The 16,278-nt window shown below is 64.8% G+C and carries 18 protein-coding genes and 1 tRNA gene; 7 read left to right on the forward strand and 12 right to left on the reverse strand.

All coding sequences use genetic code 11. The features are described 5' to 3' along the window. Positions 1-98 precede the first annotated feature (98 nt). From lptC to ptsN, 6 genes are all read left to right on the forward strand, one after another. Entirely contained in the window at positions 99-800 is a 702-nt protein-coding gene (lptC, locus tag HL666_RS13570; protein WP_172113588.1) for an LPS export ABC transporter periplasmic protein LptC, read from the forward strand. A 4-nt stretch (positions 801-804) separates the two neighbouring features. Beyond that, positions 805-1,497 (forward strand): LptA/OstA family protein, encoded by a 693-nt coding sequence (locus HL666_RS13575; protein WP_172113587.1) that lies wholly within the window; start codon positions 805-807, stop codon positions 1,495-1,497. Positions 1,498-1,870: 373 nt separating this feature from the next. After that, positions 1,871-2,905, forward strand: a complete 1,035-nt coding sequence (gene lptB / locus HL666_RS13580) for an LPS export ABC transporter ATP-binding protein (RefSeq protein ID WP_172181897.1) — start codon at positions 1,871-1,873, stop codon at positions 2,903-2,905. Positions 2,906-3,116: 211 nt separating this feature from the next. After that, on the forward strand, positions 3,117-4,754 hold the full coding sequence (rpoN, locus tag HL666_RS13585) for an RNA polymerase factor sigma-54 (RefSeq protein WP_172181899.1): 1,638 nt from the start codon (positions 3,117-3,119) through the stop codon (positions 4,752-4,754). Positions 4,755-4,826: 72 nt separating this feature from the next. Beyond that, on the forward strand, positions 4,827-5,429 hold the full coding sequence (gene hpf, locus HL666_RS13590) for a ribosome hibernation-promoting factor, HPF/YfiA family (RefSeq protein ID WP_172132552.1): 603 nt from the start codon (positions 4,827-4,829) through the stop codon (positions 5,427-5,429). Between the two features lie 329 nt (positions 5,430-5,758). Then, entirely contained in the window at positions 5,759-6,220 is a 462-nt protein-coding gene (gene ptsN, locus HL666_RS13595) for a PTS IIA-like nitrogen regulatory protein PtsN (RefSeq protein WP_008962742.1), read from the forward strand. Between the two features lie 441 nt (positions 6,221-6,661). Here the strand turns inward: ptsN and HL666_RS13600 are convergent, their stop codons facing one another. The 9 genes from HL666_RS13600 to HL666_RS13640 form a co-directional block, all read right to left on the reverse strand. Further along, complete coding sequence (locus HL666_RS13600) at positions 6,662-7,168, reverse strand: GNAT family N-acetyltransferase (protein ID WP_172132551.1); 507 nt, start codon at positions 7,166-7,168, stop codon at positions 6,662-6,664. 160 nt (positions 7,169-7,328) lie between these two features. After that, positions 7,329-7,592: a BQ00720 family protein gene (locus HL666_RS13605; protein ID WP_172113582.1), complete on the reverse strand. Its 264-nt coding sequence runs from the start codon at positions 7,590-7,592 to the stop codon at positions 7,329-7,331. Positions 7,593-7,650: 58 nt separating this feature from the next. After that, positions 7,651-8,076: an Hsp20 family protein gene (locus HL666_RS13610; RefSeq protein WP_006613108.1), complete on the reverse strand. Its 426-nt coding sequence runs from the start codon at positions 8,074-8,076 to the stop codon at positions 7,651-7,653. 134 nt (positions 8,077-8,210) lie between these two features. Continuing rightward, positions 8,211-9,290: a sn-glycerol-3-phosphate import ATP-binding protein UgpC gene (locus tag HL666_RS13615; RefSeq protein WP_172113581.1), complete on the reverse strand. Its 1,080-nt coding sequence runs from the start codon at positions 9,288-9,290 to the stop codon at positions 8,211-8,213. Between the two features lie 137 nt (positions 9,291-9,427). After that, on the reverse strand, positions 9,428-10,276 hold the full coding sequence (gene ugpE, locus HL666_RS13620) for a sn-glycerol-3-phosphate ABC transporter permease UgpE (protein ID WP_172113580.1): 849 nt from the start codon (positions 10,274-10,276) through the stop codon (positions 9,428-9,430). Continuing rightward, complete coding sequence (gene ugpA, locus HL666_RS13625; protein ID WP_172113579.1) at positions 10,276-11,157, reverse strand: sn-glycerol-3-phosphate ABC transporter permease UgpA; 882 nt, start codon at positions 11,155-11,157, stop codon at positions 10,276-10,278. The genes ugpE and ugpA overlap by 1 nt, the downstream gene beginning before the upstream one ends. An 85-nt stretch (positions 11,158-11,242) precedes the next feature. Beyond that, entirely contained in the window at positions 11,243-12,559 is a 1,317-nt protein-coding gene (gene ugpB / locus HL666_RS13630; protein ID WP_172113578.1) for a sn-glycerol-3-phosphate ABC transporter substrate-binding protein UgpB, read from the reverse strand. Positions 12,560-12,749: 190 nt separating this feature from the next. Then, positions 12,750-13,952, reverse strand: a complete 1,203-nt coding sequence (locus HL666_RS13635; protein WP_172113577.1) for a CaiB/BaiF CoA transferase family protein — start codon at positions 13,950-13,952, stop codon at positions 12,750-12,752. Between the two features lie 155 nt (positions 13,953-14,107). Then, positions 14,108-14,533 carry an organic hydroperoxide resistance protein gene (locus HL666_RS13640; RefSeq protein ID WP_172181901.1) on the reverse strand — a complete coding sequence of 142 codons (426 nt, stop codon included), beginning with the start codon at positions 14,531-14,533 and terminating at the stop codon, positions 14,108-14,110. A 170-nt stretch (positions 14,534-14,703) separates the two neighbouring features. Between HL666_RS13640 and HL666_RS13645 the strand changes: the two genes are divergently transcribed. Next, positions 14,704-15,165 carry a MarR family winged helix-turn-helix transcriptional regulator gene (locus tag HL666_RS13645; protein ID WP_172181903.1) on the forward strand — a complete coding sequence of 154 codons (462 nt, stop codon included), beginning with the start codon at positions 14,704-14,706 and terminating at the stop codon, positions 15,163-15,165. A 4-nt stretch (positions 15,166-15,169) separates the two neighbouring features. Here HL666_RS13645 and HL666_RS13650 read toward each other — a convergent pair whose 3' ends face one another. From HL666_RS13650 to HL666_RS13660, 3 genes are all read right to left on the reverse strand, one after another. After that, on the reverse strand, positions 15,170-15,421 hold the full coding sequence (locus tag HL666_RS13650; RefSeq protein WP_172181905.1) for a GIY-YIG nuclease family protein: 252 nt from the start codon (positions 15,419-15,421) through the stop codon (positions 15,170-15,172). Between the two features lie 195 nt (positions 15,422-15,616). After that, positions 15,617-15,692, reverse strand: a tRNA-Ala gene (locus HL666_RS13655). 81 nt (positions 15,693-15,773) lie between these two features. Continuing rightward, complete coding sequence (locus HL666_RS13660) at positions 15,774-16,181, reverse strand: TIGR02300 family protein (RefSeq protein ID WP_172113573.1); 408 nt, start codon at positions 16,179-16,181, stop codon at positions 15,774-15,776. Positions 16,182-16,278: the final 97 nt, after the last annotated feature.

Genomic DNA, 16,278 nt, shown 5'->3' on the forward strand with positions numbered 1-16,278 from the left:
CTGCGTCGCGATTTCGCGCCAGTTCCAGGCTGCAATGGCGGGCATGGCCATGGTAGAATGCTCGCTGTTGCGCGCGTCTTGTGCCCGTCGGAGCCCTGGTGAACTCGGTCCATAACCCCGCCTATGACCCCACTCTGCAGGCGCGCTTCGCCGTCGCGGCGCGCCACAGCCGCCTCGTGCGCGCGATGCGAATCGCGGTGCCGGCGGCGGTGGGCGTGGCGATGACCGTCATTCTCTACGTCGCCTTGTTCAACGATTTCCGCGTCACCGTCGATACCGGCAATCTCTCCGGCAACGTGGTGATCTCCGGCCGTAAGATCACGATGGAGACGCCGCATCTGACCGGCTTCACGCCGGACCAGCGGCCCTACGACCTCGTCGCCAAGAGCGCGGTGCAGGACCTCACCGACCCCGATCACGTCGAGCTCAACATCCTCCGCGCCAAGGTGCTCATGGAGGACCAGTCGACGGTGACCTTGAAGGCCAACACCGGCGTGTTCGATACCAAGCAGCAACAGCTCGAGCTGAAGAAGGACATCCTGCTGACGACGTCGACCGGCTATGAGGCGCGGCTGAGCCGGGCCTCGGTCGACATGGCCAAGGGCACCGTGAGTTCGGACGAGCGCGTCGACGTCAAGCTCACCAACGGCACGCTGTCGGCGGACCGGCTGCGCATCACCGAGAATGGCGAGGTGATCCGCTTCGAAGGCAATGTGGTGATGAACCTCGAGAACATGACTCCGCCGCCGGCCACGACGGCGAGCGCCGATCCTGGCCGTACGGCCCGCAACGTGAAGTGATCCCATGACGACGTGCCGTTTGATTCCCGCAGCGTTGCGCGGTGCCGGCGTCGCCGCGCTGGTGCTGATCGCGCTCGCCGATTCGCTGCAGGCGCAGAGCGCCACCACCGGCGTGCCGAACGCGCTGCAGGGGTTTTCGCAGAACCGCGACCAGCCGATCCAGATCGAGGCGGCTTCGCTGGAGATGCGGGACAAGAAGAAGGAGGCGACCTTCACCGGCAACGTCAAGGTCGTGCAGGGCGACACCACCATGACCTCGAAATCGCTGGTGGTGTTCTATGACGGCGGCGCTCAGCCGGGCGGCGGCAAGTCGACGAAGGCCACGCCGGCTGCGACACCGGGGCCGGACGGCAGCTCGGCGATCCGCCGGCTGGAGGCGCGCGGCGACGTCAAGGTGACGCAGAAGGACCAGGTCGTGACCGGCGAGACCGCGGTGTACGACACCAAGACCAACATGATCACGATGCAGGGCGGCGTGGTGCTGACCCAGTGCAAGAACGTGATGCGCGGCGATCGTCTCACGGTGGACATGACGACCGGTGTGTCGCGCGTCGAATCCGACAGCGGCAGGGGCGTGCAGGTACTGCTGCCGCAGGCGGGCTCGGGAGCGGGCGGCGGCGGCGGATGCGGTCCGTCGACAGCCTCGGGCGCCGGGTCTGCCCCGCCGCTTCAGCTCGGTCCAGGCAAACCCAAGTGATCACAAACTGAGTGATCTCAATTATTTAACGGAACGCTCGCGGCTGCAGTTGAACCCTGCCGCAAGCGCCTCTATCTAGCGGTCGGCGGATTCTGTTGCAGGACGGTACAGTTGGCGTATCTCAACGCCGCTGCCTGGACCGCGGCGGGTGATGCCGGACACGATTGCGATCTTGCGAGCGGTCGCCTGCTCTCGCGACCGCGACTTCGCCGTCAAACGATGAACTCCGGAGCGCGGGCGTTGCTCGCGCTTTGGCCGGCCTCGCGGCTCCTGTGATCCGCGAGTGAGGTGACATGCGTTCGCTCGCGGTGAGCGGGCGAGCCAACGCTGCGGCCGGTGACGGGCAGCCTCGAAGGGCGTAAGCGAAGCGGGGATGGTGGATCTACTGGGCATGTTTCGTGGGCGTCCCGCCAAGCGCGGCCAGCGTGGCTCGGCGCGGCGGCGCGACGACATCACGGCCATGGATGATCCGTTCAATCCCTCGCAGGTCGACGATCCCCTCGCCGCGCTCGCCGACTCCGTCCGCAATGAGTCCGCCCGTAACGAGCAGCAGCCGGCGATGCGCATCAATCCGCGCTCGCCTCAGAACACCGAGCAGATCCAGCGCAAGCGGCCCGCCTCGCAGCCGGTGCCAGCCAAGCCGCGCAACAACGGCGCGGGCGGCGGTGTGCAGCTGTTGCGCCGCCCCGGCTTCCTCGCGGTGCACTCGATCGAGAAGAGTTTTGGCAGCCGCCAGGTCGTGCGCGGGGTGTCGATCTACGTCCGTCGCGGCGAGGCTGTCGGCCTGCTCGGCCCGAACGGCGCCGGCAAGACCACCGTGTTCTACATGATCACCGGCCTGATCAAGGCCGATCGCGGCGCCATCGAGCTCGACGGCCACGACGTCACGCGTCTGCCGATGTACCAGCGCGCGCGGCTCGGCATCGGCTATCTGCCGCAGGAAGCCTCGATCTTCCGTGGCCTCACCGTCGAGCAGAACATCCGCGCGGTGCTCGAGGTCGTCGAGCCCTCGCGCAAGAAGCGCGAGCGCGAGCTCGATGCGCTGCTGGAGGAATTCACCATCACGCGGCTGCGCAAGTCGCCGTCGATCGCGCTGTCCGGCGGTGAGCGTCGCCGCGTCGAGATCGCGCGGGCGCTGGCGACGCGCCCGAACTACATGCTGCTCGACGAGCCGTTCGCCGGCATCGACCCGATCGCGGTCGGTGACATTCAGCAGCTGGTGCGCCATCTCACCAATCGCGGCATCGGCGTGTTGATCACCGACCATAACGTCCGCGAGACGCTGGGGCTCACCGACCGCGCCTACATCGTCTATGCCGGGCAGATTCTCACCGAAGGCAGCCCCGAGGAGATCGTCGCCGATCCCGACGTGCGCAGGCTCTACCTCGGCGAGGAGTTCAGGCTGTAGGATTACGGACCCGCTGTTTGTCGGCTTTGTCGCCCCTGCGACAGGCGATGGAAACGCCGCGATTAACGTTGTTTCCAAGGGGTTCGCGAGGGCCGGTAACCTCGTCCTCTCGCCGCGCCATACTCCGTTTTTCTTATTCGTCAAGCCGTGTACATCGCGCGCAGATTAGGATAAGCAAGAATTGGACCAGTAAGGGAATGTTCTTGCTCCCATGGCGTTGACGCAGAGACTAGAATTCCGCCAGTCGCAGTCGCTGGTGATGACGCCCCAGCTGATGCAGGCGATCAAGCTGCTGCAGCTGTCCAATCTCGACCTCTCCACGTTCGTCGAAGAGGAGTTGGAGCGTAACCCGCTGCTGGAGCGGGCCAGCGACGGCCCCGAGGCGCCGGTCGCCGGCGAGCAGCAGATGTCCGAGCGCGCTGAATTCTCCGATGGCGGCGACGCTGGTGGCGAAGATTTCACCGAGGGTGGCGGCAGCAGCGGCGAGAGCTACGAGAGCGCGCCCGAGGACTGGATGAGCCGCGATCTCGGCACGCGTACGGAGATCGAACAGACGCTCGATTCCGGCCTCGAAAACGTGTTCTCCGAGGAGCCCGCGGAAGCGGCCGCACGTACCGCACAGGATGCGGCTCCCACGACCTATACCGAATGGGGCGGCGGCGCTTCCGGTGACGAGGACTACAATCTCGAAGCCTTCGTGGCGGCAGAAACGACGCTGTCCGATCATCTCGCCGAGCAGGCCGCGGTGGCGTTCGTCTCGCCGGCCGACCGCATGATCGGCCAGTATCTGATCGATCTCGTCGATGAGGCGGGCTATCTGCCGGCCGATCTCGGCCAGGCCGCCGACCGGCTCGGCGCCGAGCAGGCCGATGTCGACGCCGTCCTTGGCGTCTTGCAGACCTTCGATCCGCCCGGGATCTGCGCGCGCAATCTGAGCGAATGCCTCGCGATCCAGCTGCGCGAGCTCGATCGCTACGACCCGGCGATGCAGGCGCTGGTCGAGCATCTCGATCTCCTCGCGAAGCGCGACTTTGCCGCCTTGCGCAAGCTGTGCGGCGTCGATGACGAGGACCTCGTCGACATGATCGGCGAGATCCGACGGCTCGACCCGAAGCCGGGTCTCAAATTCGGCACGACGCGCACGCAGACCATGGTGCCCGACGTCTATGTGCGCCCCGGTCCCGATGGCGGCTGGCTGGTCGAGCTCAACAGCGACACGCTGCCGCGAGTCCTGGTGAATCAGGTCTATTACTCCGAGCTCTCGAAGACGATCCGCAAGGACGGCGACAAGTCCTACTTCACCGATTGTCTGCAGAATGCGACGTGGCTGGTGCGTGCACTCGATCAGCGCGCGCGCACGATCCTGAAGGTGGCGACCGAGATCGTGCGCCAGCAGGACGGCTTCTTCACGCACGGCGTCGCGCATCTGCGGCCCTTGAACCTCAAGGCCGTCGCGGATGCGATCCAGATGCACGAATCGACGGTGTCGCGTGTCACCGCCAACAAATACATGGCGACCAATCGCGGCACTTTCGAGCTGAAGTATTTCTTCACGGCCTCGATTGCGTCGGCCGATGGCGGCGAAGCGCATTCGGCGGAAGCCGTGCGCCACCACATCAAGCAGCTGATCGATGCGGAAGATCCCTCCGCAATTCTCTCGGATGACACGATCGTCGAGAAGCTGCGCGCCGCGGGCATCGATATTGCGCGCCGCACGGTCGCGAAATACCGGGAGGCGATGCGGATCCCGTCCTCGGTCCAGCGCCGTCGCGACAAGCAGAGCATGCTGGCCCATGCCCTGTCGTCGCCTGCCAGCGCCGATCGCACCCGGGATACCGCGTCAGTTTGACCGCAGCTCAAGATTGCGCCTTAACCAAATAGGCTTAGTGTCATCATCGGTTCACATGAATCGAGGCGACACATGACCCTGCGGATTTCCGGAAAGAGCATCAGCGTCAGCGAAGCGCTGCGTGGGCGCGTCAGCGAGCGCACCGACGAGGTGCTGCGCAAATATTTCGACGGCAACTATTCCGGTCACGTCACGCTCTCCAAGGATGGTTTCGGGTTCAAGACCGATTGCGCACTGCACCTTGATTCGGGCATCACGCTCGAAGCCGAATCCAACGCGCCGGACGCCTATGCCAGCGCCGACCAGGCGCTCCTGATGATCGAGAAGCGGCTGCGCCGCTACAAGAGCCGGCTGAAGGACCGCTCGGCACGCAAATCCCATGCAGCCAGCGCGGCTCTGGCCAGTCTGGATGGCGCGGTACTCGATGCGCCGAGCTACGTGATCGAGGCGCCGGCCGAGGGCGACGAGGAGATCACCGGCTACAGTCCCGTGATCATTGCCGAGAACACCACCGCGCTGAAGCGGCTGTCGGTGTCGGAAGCGGTCATGGAGCTCGATCTTTCGGGCGCGCCCTGCATGGTTTTTCAGCATGGTTCCAGCGGCCGGGTGAACATCATCTACCGCCGTGCCGACGGCAACATCGGCTGGGTCGATCCTCCCGCCGTGAAGCCGTAGTCGTGCGGATGCTGTCCGGACGACGCGCGGCAGGGGGAAAAATCGGTTCCTGATCAGGTGGTTGGCGAGCCGATTGCGACGTCACGCCACGGTCGTGAACGGGTGCGATGAGGCGGTCGGAACGTTGGTGCCTTCAGGCTGCCACGCTCCGGCGATCTTTAAGGATAGGTGGCGGGAACATGCTTGCGGGTGTTGGCACGGCCGTTGCGTTGGGGTAGAAGCCCCTCGCATCGGACACGGGTTAAGCCCGCCTGCCGCCTCAGCTTCTTGACGCCGGTCTGTCCCGACCTATTTCGCACACTGACGGTTCAATCACCTCGGAACGCCCTATGCCGATTACCGATCTGGTCGCACCCGAGGCGATCCTGCCGGCTTTGAAGGTCATCAGTAAGAAGCAGGCGCTGCAGGAGCTTGCGGCGCGTGCCGCTGCGCTGACCGGGCAGAACGAACGCAACGTGTTCGAGGTGCTGCTGCAGCGGGAGAAGCTCGGCACCACCGCCGTCGGCTATGGCGTCGCGATCCCCCACGGCAAGCTGCCGAAGCTGGAAAAGCTGTTCGGCCTGTTCGCGCGCCTCGAGCGGCCGATCGATTTCGAGGCCATGGACGGCCAGCCAGTCGATCTGGTGTTCCTGCTGCTGGCGCCGGAAGGTGCCGGCGCCGACCATCTGAAGGCCCTGGCGCGCATCGCGCGCCTGCTGCGCGACCAGGACGTCGCCAAGAAGCTCCGCGCCTCGCGCGACGCCCAGGCGATCTATTCGGTGCTGGCCCTGCCGCCGGCGTCCGCGGCCTGACGACTGCTTCCGCGCCTGGTTGCCCGCTTCTGCCTGCTTCCAGCGCGTGTTGCGTTCCCGCGCAATCGCCTCATGCTGAGACTTCGACAATCACCGGTCTCTCCGTTCCCTCCCCCCTTGTGGGGGAGGGTCAGGGAGGGGGGTGGCCCAGGATGCCGCACGCAGTTGGTGAGCGACCGCCAGCACAACGGATCGCGCCAGCGGCAAGGGAAAATGCCGAGCGAGTCGTTCCTCAAATAAGGATCTCAGCTCTTCGCGTCACCGATGCGCATCCGAGGCCGAACGCCGGACGCGTTGTTGAAGCCATCCGCCAATGCGTCGTCGATTGCGCCCGCGGCTACCCCCCTCCCTGACCCTCCCCCACAAGGGGGGAGGGAACGGGGAGGGCGGTGATTGCGGCAGTCCGGAGCATCATGCGAGTCCGTCCAAACGCATTGCGCGCTAGGTCAACGGCTTGATCAGATAGCGCACCGTCTTGGTGCCGCCGTGGATGCCGGCTGTCGCCAGCGGCTCGAAGCCGAGCGCGGCGTGGAAGGCATCGGACTGCGGATTGGGCGGATCGAGATTGACCTCGCAGACGATGCGCTGGTGCGCCGCGGTTTGCGCGTCGCGAATCAGGCTGTCGTAGAGCAGGCGCGCCAGTCCCTGGCCTCGCGCACTCTGCGCCACCACGATCCGATCGACATAGATGAAGCGATCATAGCGGGCGCGGAACCAGCGATAGTTCGGACTGTCGTAGTCGACGTTCTGGTCCAGCGCGATGATCAGTGCATCGGCGTCGCCGATCCGCCAAGCGCGCCACGCCTGCCCGATCAGACGTGCGAGCGCCTCGGGCGTCAGCCAGGACAGCTCGGACGCATGCGCATTGTTGAGCGCGAGCAGACCCGTCGATAGCGAAGCGTCGCTTCGTAGCTCGGCCGCGCTCACCGGTGTGATCAACGGACTCATCTCGACGATCGTCATGGCAAGAAACTGGCAAGAAAAGCGGGCAAGAAAAAAGGGCCGTCCCCTGGCTGGGGACCGCCCTCGTAGAGGGTGCATGAGCCGCTTGAGTCTCACAACAACGGCGTCTCGCAAGACGCCGTCGCGCATGACCTCCCGGTCTGGCCTAGTGCACGCTTACGGCCTGCAACTCGTGGCTCCATGCGTTGGCAATCGCGGCTTCGCGGCTGTCGGTGAGCATGATCGGCGTGCCGTCAGCGGCATGCAAGGCGAACAGCTTCAGTCCCGGCGCGATACGCGGAGCCTGCGGAAACAGTCCCGGCACGTCTTCGGAGCGGATCTGCTTCACATAGGCAATGTGACCCTCGCCCAAGGTGGCCAAGGACTCCAGGGAGACGGGGGATTCAGACGCAACATAACCTTCAGTCATGGTCTCGACTCCTTCTGAGACTCAAGCGGTCGAGTCCGCTACTCGTTCCATCGAACCATTATTCGTGTTCATTGATCGCTATTGTCTTAACGATCCGCTCAGGCTCCGGCCTGGCCAGATCGACCGACAACAACCCGTTCTTCAGGTCAGCCCCGAGCACGTGCATTCCCTCCGCCAGCACGAAGGTGCGCTGGAAGTGGCGCGCGGCAATGCCGCGATGAATGTATTGCCGGGTCTTGTCGTCCTGCTGCCGGCCACGGATGACGAGCTGGTTTTCCTCAATGGTGACATCGAGTTGGTCGCGGGTGAAACCCGCCACCGCCAGCGTGATCCGCAGACGCTCGGGCTGGCCATTGGTGCGTTCGAACCGCTCGATATTGTAGGGCGGATAGCCGTCGGCACCTTTGACGACGCGGTCGAGCACGCGCTCGATCTCGTCGAAGCCCAGCAGAAACGGACTGGAGAGCGAAGGAACACGAGACATGGTTTACAAAGTCCTCTCGAAGCGACTTTGACGTTTCGGGACCCTGATGGCATCCCTTGAGCAGCAATATGGGCACGATCCCGGTCGCGTTCAAGCGCCGGGATGTCAGGGAATCGGCCTGTCTGTGGAAGGGCTTAAACCGGCAGCCTCTGCCGCCCATCGGCCGAGAACAGATGCAGCTTGGCGCGCGGCGCCACGGCGCGGATCCTGGCGCCGATCTCCGGCGCCGTGACGCCGGGCAGCCGCACGATGACGTCGTTGGCGGTCGCGGTCAGCCGGTCATCGCCGTCCGCGTCCTGCCGCGACCCGTAGACATAGGTCTCGGCGCCGACATGCTCGATCGCGTCGACGCGCAGGTCGAGCCCGACACCACCGGCGGGCACGGTCTCGCCGAGCTCGAAATCCTCGGGACGGATGCCGAGCTGGCCGGCCTCGGCCGGGACGGCGTCGGCGCCGTGCAACTGGCGGCGAAGGCCATCCAGCGGCATCAGGTTCATCGGCGGCGCGCCGATGAATGAGGCAACGAAGGTCGTCGCCGGCTTCTGATAGATGTCGAGCGGATTGCCGATCTGCTCGACCTTGCCGCCGTTCATCACCACCAGGATATCGGCGAGCGTCATCGCCTCGAGCTGGTCGTGGGTGACATAAATGGCCGTGGTGTTGAGCCGGCGCTGCAGCTTGCGGATCTCGACCCGCATCGCGATGCGCAGCTTGGCGTCGAGATTCGACAGCGGCTCGTCGAACAGGAACACTTTGGGCTGGCGCACGATGGCGCGGCCCATTGCGACGCGCTGACGCTGGCCGCCGGAGAGCTGGCGCGGCTTCCTTTGCAGCATGGTGCCGAGTTCGAGAATCCGCGCGGCGTCCTCCACCCGGGTCTTGATCTCCGCCTCCGGCATGCGGCGATTGCGCAAGCCATAGGCCATGTTGTTGTAGACGGTCATGTGCGGGTAGAGCGCGTAGTTCTGGAACACCATCGCGATGTCGCGCTCGGCCGGCTCGATCGCGTTGACGACGCGGCCGCCGATGTCGATCTCGCCGGACGAGATCGTCTCGAGGCCGGCGACCATCCGCAGCAGGGTGGACTTGCCGCAGCCGGAGGGACCGACGAGCACGCAGAATTGGCCGTCGCCGACCTCGATGTCGACGCCTTTGATGGCCTCGAATCCGCCGGGATAGATCTTGCGGACGTTGCGGAGCGTGACGTTGGCCATGGGGAGATTACCGGTGATTCTTGAATGGCGCGCGATTGCTGGCGAATGGCGAATGGGGAGGTGCGAATAGGGAAGGCGAATGGGTCCTCATGTTCGAATACCCCTATTCGCCCCTCGCCATCCGCACTTCGCTCCTCTCACTTTTCCGTCTCCACGAGGCCCTTCACGAACAGGCGCTGCATGAAGACGACGACGGCGACCGGCGGCAGCATTGCCAGCACGGCGGTCGCCATCGCGAGCTGCCATTCGGCGAGCTCGTCGGTGGTGGTCAGCATCTTCTTGATGCCGATCACGATGGTCTGCATCGAATCCTTGGTGGTGATCAGCAGCGGCCAGAGATACTGGTTCCAGCCATAGATGAACTGGATCACGAACAGCGCCGCCACCGTCGTCATCGACAGCGGCAGCAGCGTGTCCCAGAAGAACCGCAGCGGTCCGGCGCCGTCGATGCGCGAGGCCTCCAGCAGCTCGTCCGGAACGGTCATGAAGAACTGCCTAAACAGCAGCGTGCCGGTCGCGGACGCGATCAGCGGCAGGATCAGCCCGGCATAGGTGTCGAGCATGCGCAGGTCGGCGACGACCTTGTAGGTCGGGTAGATGCGGACCTCGACCGGCAGCATCAAGGTGATGAAGATGATCCAGAACGCCGTCTTGCGGAACGGGAAGCGGAAATAGACGATCGCGAACGCCGACAGGATCGAGATCAGGATCTTGCCGACCGCGATGCCGATCGCGGTGACGAACGAGTTCAGGAGCAGCACGCCGACGGGCTGGTTCATGAACCGCGAGCCGCCGACGAAGACCGCGCGATAGTAGTTCTCAAGCATCCGGCCGCCCGGCGTGAGCGGCAAATTGCCGCTGACCACGGTCGCCGCGTCATAGGTCGAGGCGATGAAGGCGACGTAGACCGGGAAGGCGAAGATCAGCACGCCCAGCGAGAGCACGATGTAGGCGACGAGGTCCCGGAGCGGGCGATGCTCGACCATCAGTACTGCACCTTGCGCTCGACATAGCGGAACTGGATCGCGGTCAGCGCGATCACGATCACCATCAGCACGACCGATTGCGCGGCGGAGCCGCCGAGATCGCCGCCGAGCCGGCCGTCGGCGAACACCTTGTAGACCATCGTGGTGGTCGAGCCGGCCGGGCCGCCGGCGGTGACCGCGTCGATGATGCCGAAGGTTTCGAAGAACACGTAGACGATGTTGACGACGAGCAGGAAGAAGGTGGTCGGCGACAGCAGCGGGAAGATGATGGTCCAGAACCGGCGCAGCGGACCCGCGCCGTCGATCGCGCCGGCCTCGATCACGCTCTTGGGGATCGCCTGCAGGCCGGCGAGGAAGAACAGGAAGTTGTAGGCAACCTGCTTCCAGACCGCGGCCATGACGACGAGGATCATGGCGTGGGTGCCGTCGAGCATCGGGTTCCAGTTGAAGCCCATGACGCGCAGCGGGCGCGCCAGTGTGCCCAAGGTCGGGTGGAAGATGAAGAACCACAGCACGCCGGCGATCGCGGGCGCGACCGCGTAGGGCCAGATCATCAGCGTCTTGTAGGCAGAGGCGCCCTTGAGGTTCTTGTCGGCTTGCGTCGCGAACAGCAGCGCGACGCCGAGCGACAGCACGGTGACCAGCGAGGAGAACACCACGGTCGTGCCGATGGCGGTGTAATATTCCGGCTGGGCGAACAGCGCCTGATAGTTCTCGAGCCCGACGAATTCGGAATTGAGGCCGAAGGCGTCCTCGCGCAGGAAGGACTGCCAGATCGCCTGGCTGGCCGGCCAATAGAAGAAGATCAGCGTGATCGCGAGCTGCGGCGCCAGCAGCAGGTAGGGCAGGAGCTTGCCGTTGAAGACGACCGACTTTTCCATGGAGCGCGCCGCGAGAGGGATAGAAGTGAGGCTTCCCCTCGGAGCGGAGGGGAAGCCTCTGGGACGGTCTTACTTTGCAGTTTCCTTACTTGGCCGTTTTCTCGAAGGTGCGCAACATGGCATTGCCGCGGGCAACGGCGGAATCCAGCGCCTCCTTGGCGGTCTTCTTGCCGGCGAGTGCGGCCTCGATCTCCTCGGCCCAGACGTCACGCATCTGCACCATGTTGCCGAAGCGCAGGCCGCGCGAATTCTCGGTCGGCGGCTTGTTGGTGAGCTCCTTCAGCGGCGTCTGCGGCACCGGGTTCTTGTCGTAGAAGCCATCGGCCTTGGTCTTCTCGTAGGCCGCGGTGGTGATCGGCAGATAGCCGGACTCCTGATGCAGCTTGGCCTGGCGGTTGGTGTCCGACAGGAAGGTGAAGAACTTGGCGACGCCCTTGTATTCGTTCGCCGTCTTGCCGCCCATCACCCACAGCGAGGCGCCGCCGATGATCGAGTTCTGCGGTGCACCCTGCACGTCCGGATAATACGGCATCGGCGCCGAGGTGAAGTCGAACTTCGCGGTGCTCTTGGCGGTGGCGTAGTAGCCCGACGAGGTCATGAAGATCGCGCATTCGCCCGAGCCGAAGCGGCTCTCGGAGGCTGAGCCGCGCCCGGAATAGTCGTAGGTCTTGTCCTTCTGCAGCTCGACCAGATTCTGCAGGTGCTTGACGTGCAGCGGGCTGTTGAACTCCAGCACGGTGTCGAAGCCGTCGAGGCCGTTGGCCTTGGTGCCGATCGGCACGTTGTGCCAGGCCGAGAACTGCTCGATATGGGCCCAGGACGCCCAGGCATTGGAGAAGCCGCAGGTCTCGTGACCGGCCGCCTTCAGCTTCTTGGCGGCGTCGAACACTTCCGGCCAGGTCTTCGGGATCTCGGCAACGCCGGCCTTCTTCAGCTCGTCCTTGTTGATCCACATCACCATCGAGGACGAGTTGAAGGGGAACGACAGCATGTCGCCCTTCGAGGTCGAATAGTAGCCGGTGATCGCCGGCAGATAGGCCTTCGGATCGAACGGCTCGCCGGCCTCCTTCATCAGCTCATAGACCGGCTTGATGGCGCCCTTGGCGCTCATCATCGTCGCGGTGCCGACCTCGAACACCTGCATGATGTGCGGAGCATTGCCGGCGCGGAACGCGGCGATGCCGGCGTTCATCGTGTCGGGATAGGCGCCCTTGAAGGTCGGCACGACCTTGTAGTCGCTCTGCGAGGCGTTGAATTCCTCGGCGAGCTTGTTGACGATGTCGTTGTTGCCGCCGGTCATGGCGTGCCACCACTGGATTTCAGTCACCGCGAGTGCGGGTGAAGCAGCAAAACCAAAGGTGGCTGCAACGGCAGTCGCGGCAGCGATTTGTCGAAATGACATCAAAATGATCCTCCCATGAACGTCATCGTCGTCGCGGCCGTTAACAGCGCCAGATGACAGTTATGTGAATGTATAGACGTATGATCTCAGGCGGGAAAGCGGTGTGCAGCGCGCCCGCGAAAAGCGGTCAACCGCTGTGCTTCGTCACCGCGTCCGGGTGCGACGCGGCGACGGAGCGCGTGCAATGCGATCAGCGTTTGCGTTGCGTGCAGACGGTTCCCGCGGCCTGCAGCGCCTCGATCTCCGTCGCCGAGTAACCGAACTCGCCAAGTACCTCCGCGGCGTGCTGGCTGAATTTCGGCGGCGTCGCGCGCAGGCTAGGCTTGGTGCGCTCGAGCCGGATCGGCGAGGCCACGCCCTTGTACCAGTCCTTCTCGATGACATCGCCGCGATGGAGCGTGTGCGGATTGGTCAGCGCCTGATCGATCTTCTGCACCGGTCCCGCCGGCAGGCCGGCCGCGAGCAGGCGGTCGCACAGCGGCTCGGCCTCGAACTGGCTGAACACGGCGGCGAGCTCGGCGCGCAGCGCTTCGCGATTGGCGACCCGGTCCCGGTTACGCGCGAAGCGCGGATCGGTGCCGAGCTCGGGGCGGCCGATCTCCTTCGCGAGCTTGCGGAAGGTGCCGTCATTGCCGACGCCGATGAAGATATCGTCGGTCCTGGTCGGGAAGATCGCGTAGGGAACGAGGTTCGGATGCTCGTTGCCGGTCAGCGACGGCGGCTTGCCGTGCATGAAGTAGTTCGCGGTATGCGGGTGCATGATCGCAAGCCCGGTCTCGTACAGCGTGACCTCGAGGAACTGTCCGAGGCCCGACCGCTGCCGCTCCGACAGCGCCATCAGGATGCCGATCGCCGCATAGAGGCCCGTGGTGATGTCGACCAAGGGCACGCCGATCCGCATCGGGCCGCTCTCGGGTGAACCGGTCGCCGCGATCATGCCGGTCATCGCCTGGATGATCGCGTCATAGCCGGGGTTGCCGCCGCGGGGTCCGTCGGCGCCGAAGCCGCAGATGCGGCAGTGCACGAGCTTGGGGAATTTCTCGCGCAGCACGTCGCTGCCGATGCCCCACTTCTCGAGCGTGCCAGGCTTGAAGTTCTCGATCAGCACGTCGGCGGTCTCGAGCATCTTCAGCAGCACCACGCGGCCGCCCTCGGAGGCGAGGTCGAGGCCGATCGAGCGCTTGTTGCGGTTGATGCCGACGAAGTAGGCCGCGTCCTCGTCGTGGAACGGAGGGCCCCAGTCGCGCACCTCGTCGCCGGCGGGCGGCTCGACCTTGATCACGTCGGCGCCGTGGTCGGCCAGGATCTGCGTGCAATAGGGGCCGCCGAGCACGCGCGTGAGATCGATCACGCGCAGGCCGGCCATGGCGCCGGGAGCAAATTGAGGGGTCATCAGGATGATCGCGAGGTTGGTTTCAACTCGCGGTCATTAAGCATTGCCGCAGCGCTCGCGCAAACGAGCTTGCGCGAATGCCGCCCTGGCGAAAACAGAGGGCAAGCCTGCGGCAGGAGCGCGTCGCGTCTCCTGCCGCAAGGCGGAATTCAGTCTCAGACGACCGACAACTTGACGTCGACATTGTTGCGGGTGGCGTTCGAGTAAGGGCACACTTGGTGGGCCTTCTCGACCAGCGCCTCGGCGTCCGCCTTGGCGAGGCCGGGCAGCGAGACCGCGAGCTCGACGGTGATGCCGAAGCCGCCCTCGGAGCGCGGGCCGATGCCGACCGTGGACGTCACCGACGCATCGGACGGAACCTTCGGGCCGCCCTGGGACGCGACGAACTTCATCGCGCCGATGAAGCAGGCGGCGTAGCCGGCGGCGAACAGCTGCTCCGGATTGTTGCCGGGGCCGCCGCCACCGCCGAGCTCCTTCGGGGTGGACAGCTTGACGCTCAGCGAGCCGTCGAGGGTTGCAGCCTCGCCGTCGCGGCCGCCAGTGGCCTTGGCGCTGGTCTTGTAGAGCACGTTCACGGACATGGGGTGTCTCCGGGTGGGGTGTGGAATTCAGCGCTAGTAATATTGCACGCAATTAGATTGCACACAATATAATTGTTCGGTAGAAAAATCGTGATCGGTGCGTCCCGGTCGTTGCCGGATCCCTTTCGCAACGCCCAAGATGCACCCGACGATCCATTCCTGGTGTGACGATGCCCAAGAAGACCACTGCCGACGTTCCGCTGCAGCTCCGCAGCCAGCTCTGCTTCGCGGTCTATTCGACCGCCCACGCCTTCAACCGCGTCTATAAGCCGCTGCTCGACCGGCTCGGACTGACCTATCCGCAATATCTGGTCATGCTGGTGTTGTGGGAGCGCGACGGACTGTCGGTGAAGGAGATCGGCGAGCGGCTGTTCCTGGATTCCGGCACGCTGACGCCGCTGCTGAAGCGGATGGAGGCCTTGCATCTGCTCAAGCGGACGCGATCGGCGCAGGACGAGCGCCAGGTGCTGGTCACGCTCTCCGCGCAGGGCTCGGCGTTGCGCGAGAAGGCGCGGGCCATCGTGCCGCCAGCGATCCTGGACGCGATGGGCTGCTCAATCGCCGAGCTCGCGGATCTGCACGGCAAGCTGGTGAAGCTGCGCGAGCGGCTCGATGCGGCGGTGGAGGGGTGAGCCCTCAGGAACGGCCAAGCAGCCGCTTCTTCGAGAAGGCGCGGCCTGAGTGCGACTTGAGGTAGGCCTCGAAGGCCAAAGCGCGATGTTTGTCCGGGAAGGCGCAATACCAGACCAGCGCCCACGGCAAAAATTTCGAGGTATGGGCAGAGCGCCCGGCGTTGTGATCCTCGAGGCGCTGTTTGATGTCAGCGGTCGCGCCTGCATATTCCTGATCGGGAAAACTGACGCTCCGGATGACGTAGACGTACCACATGCAGGCGTGCTCGCCGCTAAGGATGGCGGGGCCGCATTCTGGTGCGCACCGACGGCGTTGTCAGCCGGGTCAAGTTGGCGCTGGAGGATTTTGTTGCTGAGCAGCCCGGCTTCGCCAAGGGGCTTCGCCGGGCACCACGCTTCGCCCTCAGGGCTCCGTCGTGGCTGCGCCACGCGTAGCCCGGCGGGCGAAGCGTGGTGGAGCCAGGCGGGATCGAACCGCCGACCTCTTGCATGCCATGCAAGCGCTCTCCCAGCTGAGCTATGGCCCCTGAACCGAACCGGCGGTCTGGGTGACCGCCGGGGAGCACCGTGAACCACAGTTCGCGGCTGATCTCAAGTACCTTCGACGATTATTCTTCGTCGCCGCCGACATCGCCGATGATGTCCGTGACATCCTCGTCGCCTTCTTCCTCGTCGGCGATGAAGGTCGAGTCATCATCCTCGTCGTCGTCGAGCGTCTCGTCGATCTCGATGTCGTCTTCCGATTCGGGAACGACGGCCTTAACCTTGCCGGTGTTCTCCTCGGCATCGGCTTCCTCGAGCGACACCAGCTCCTCGGCCTCCGCGGCCTCCGGCGCCACGTCTGCCGTCGCCGCGGCCCGAGCCGCCTCGCCGCGCATGGCGCGGGTCGGAGCGACGGGCGCGATCGGCACGACCTCGCCGGTGTAGGGCGAAATCACCGGATTCTTGTTGAGGTCATAGAACTTTTTGCCCGTGGTCGGGCAAATGCGTTTGGTTCCGAGCTCGGATTTGGCCACGTGCAGGCGTCCTGGCAATGTCTGAAAAGCGGTGTCTCACTTGGCTAGTTGCCGCGCCGCTGTCAATAGCGCTTTCAACCGGAAATCACGGCCCGTG

The organism is Bradyrhizobium aeschynomenes, from assembly GCF_013178945.1.
Classification (GTDB): Bacteria; Pseudomonadota; Alphaproteobacteria; order Rhizobiales; family Xanthobacteraceae; genus Bradyrhizobium; species Bradyrhizobium aeschynomenes.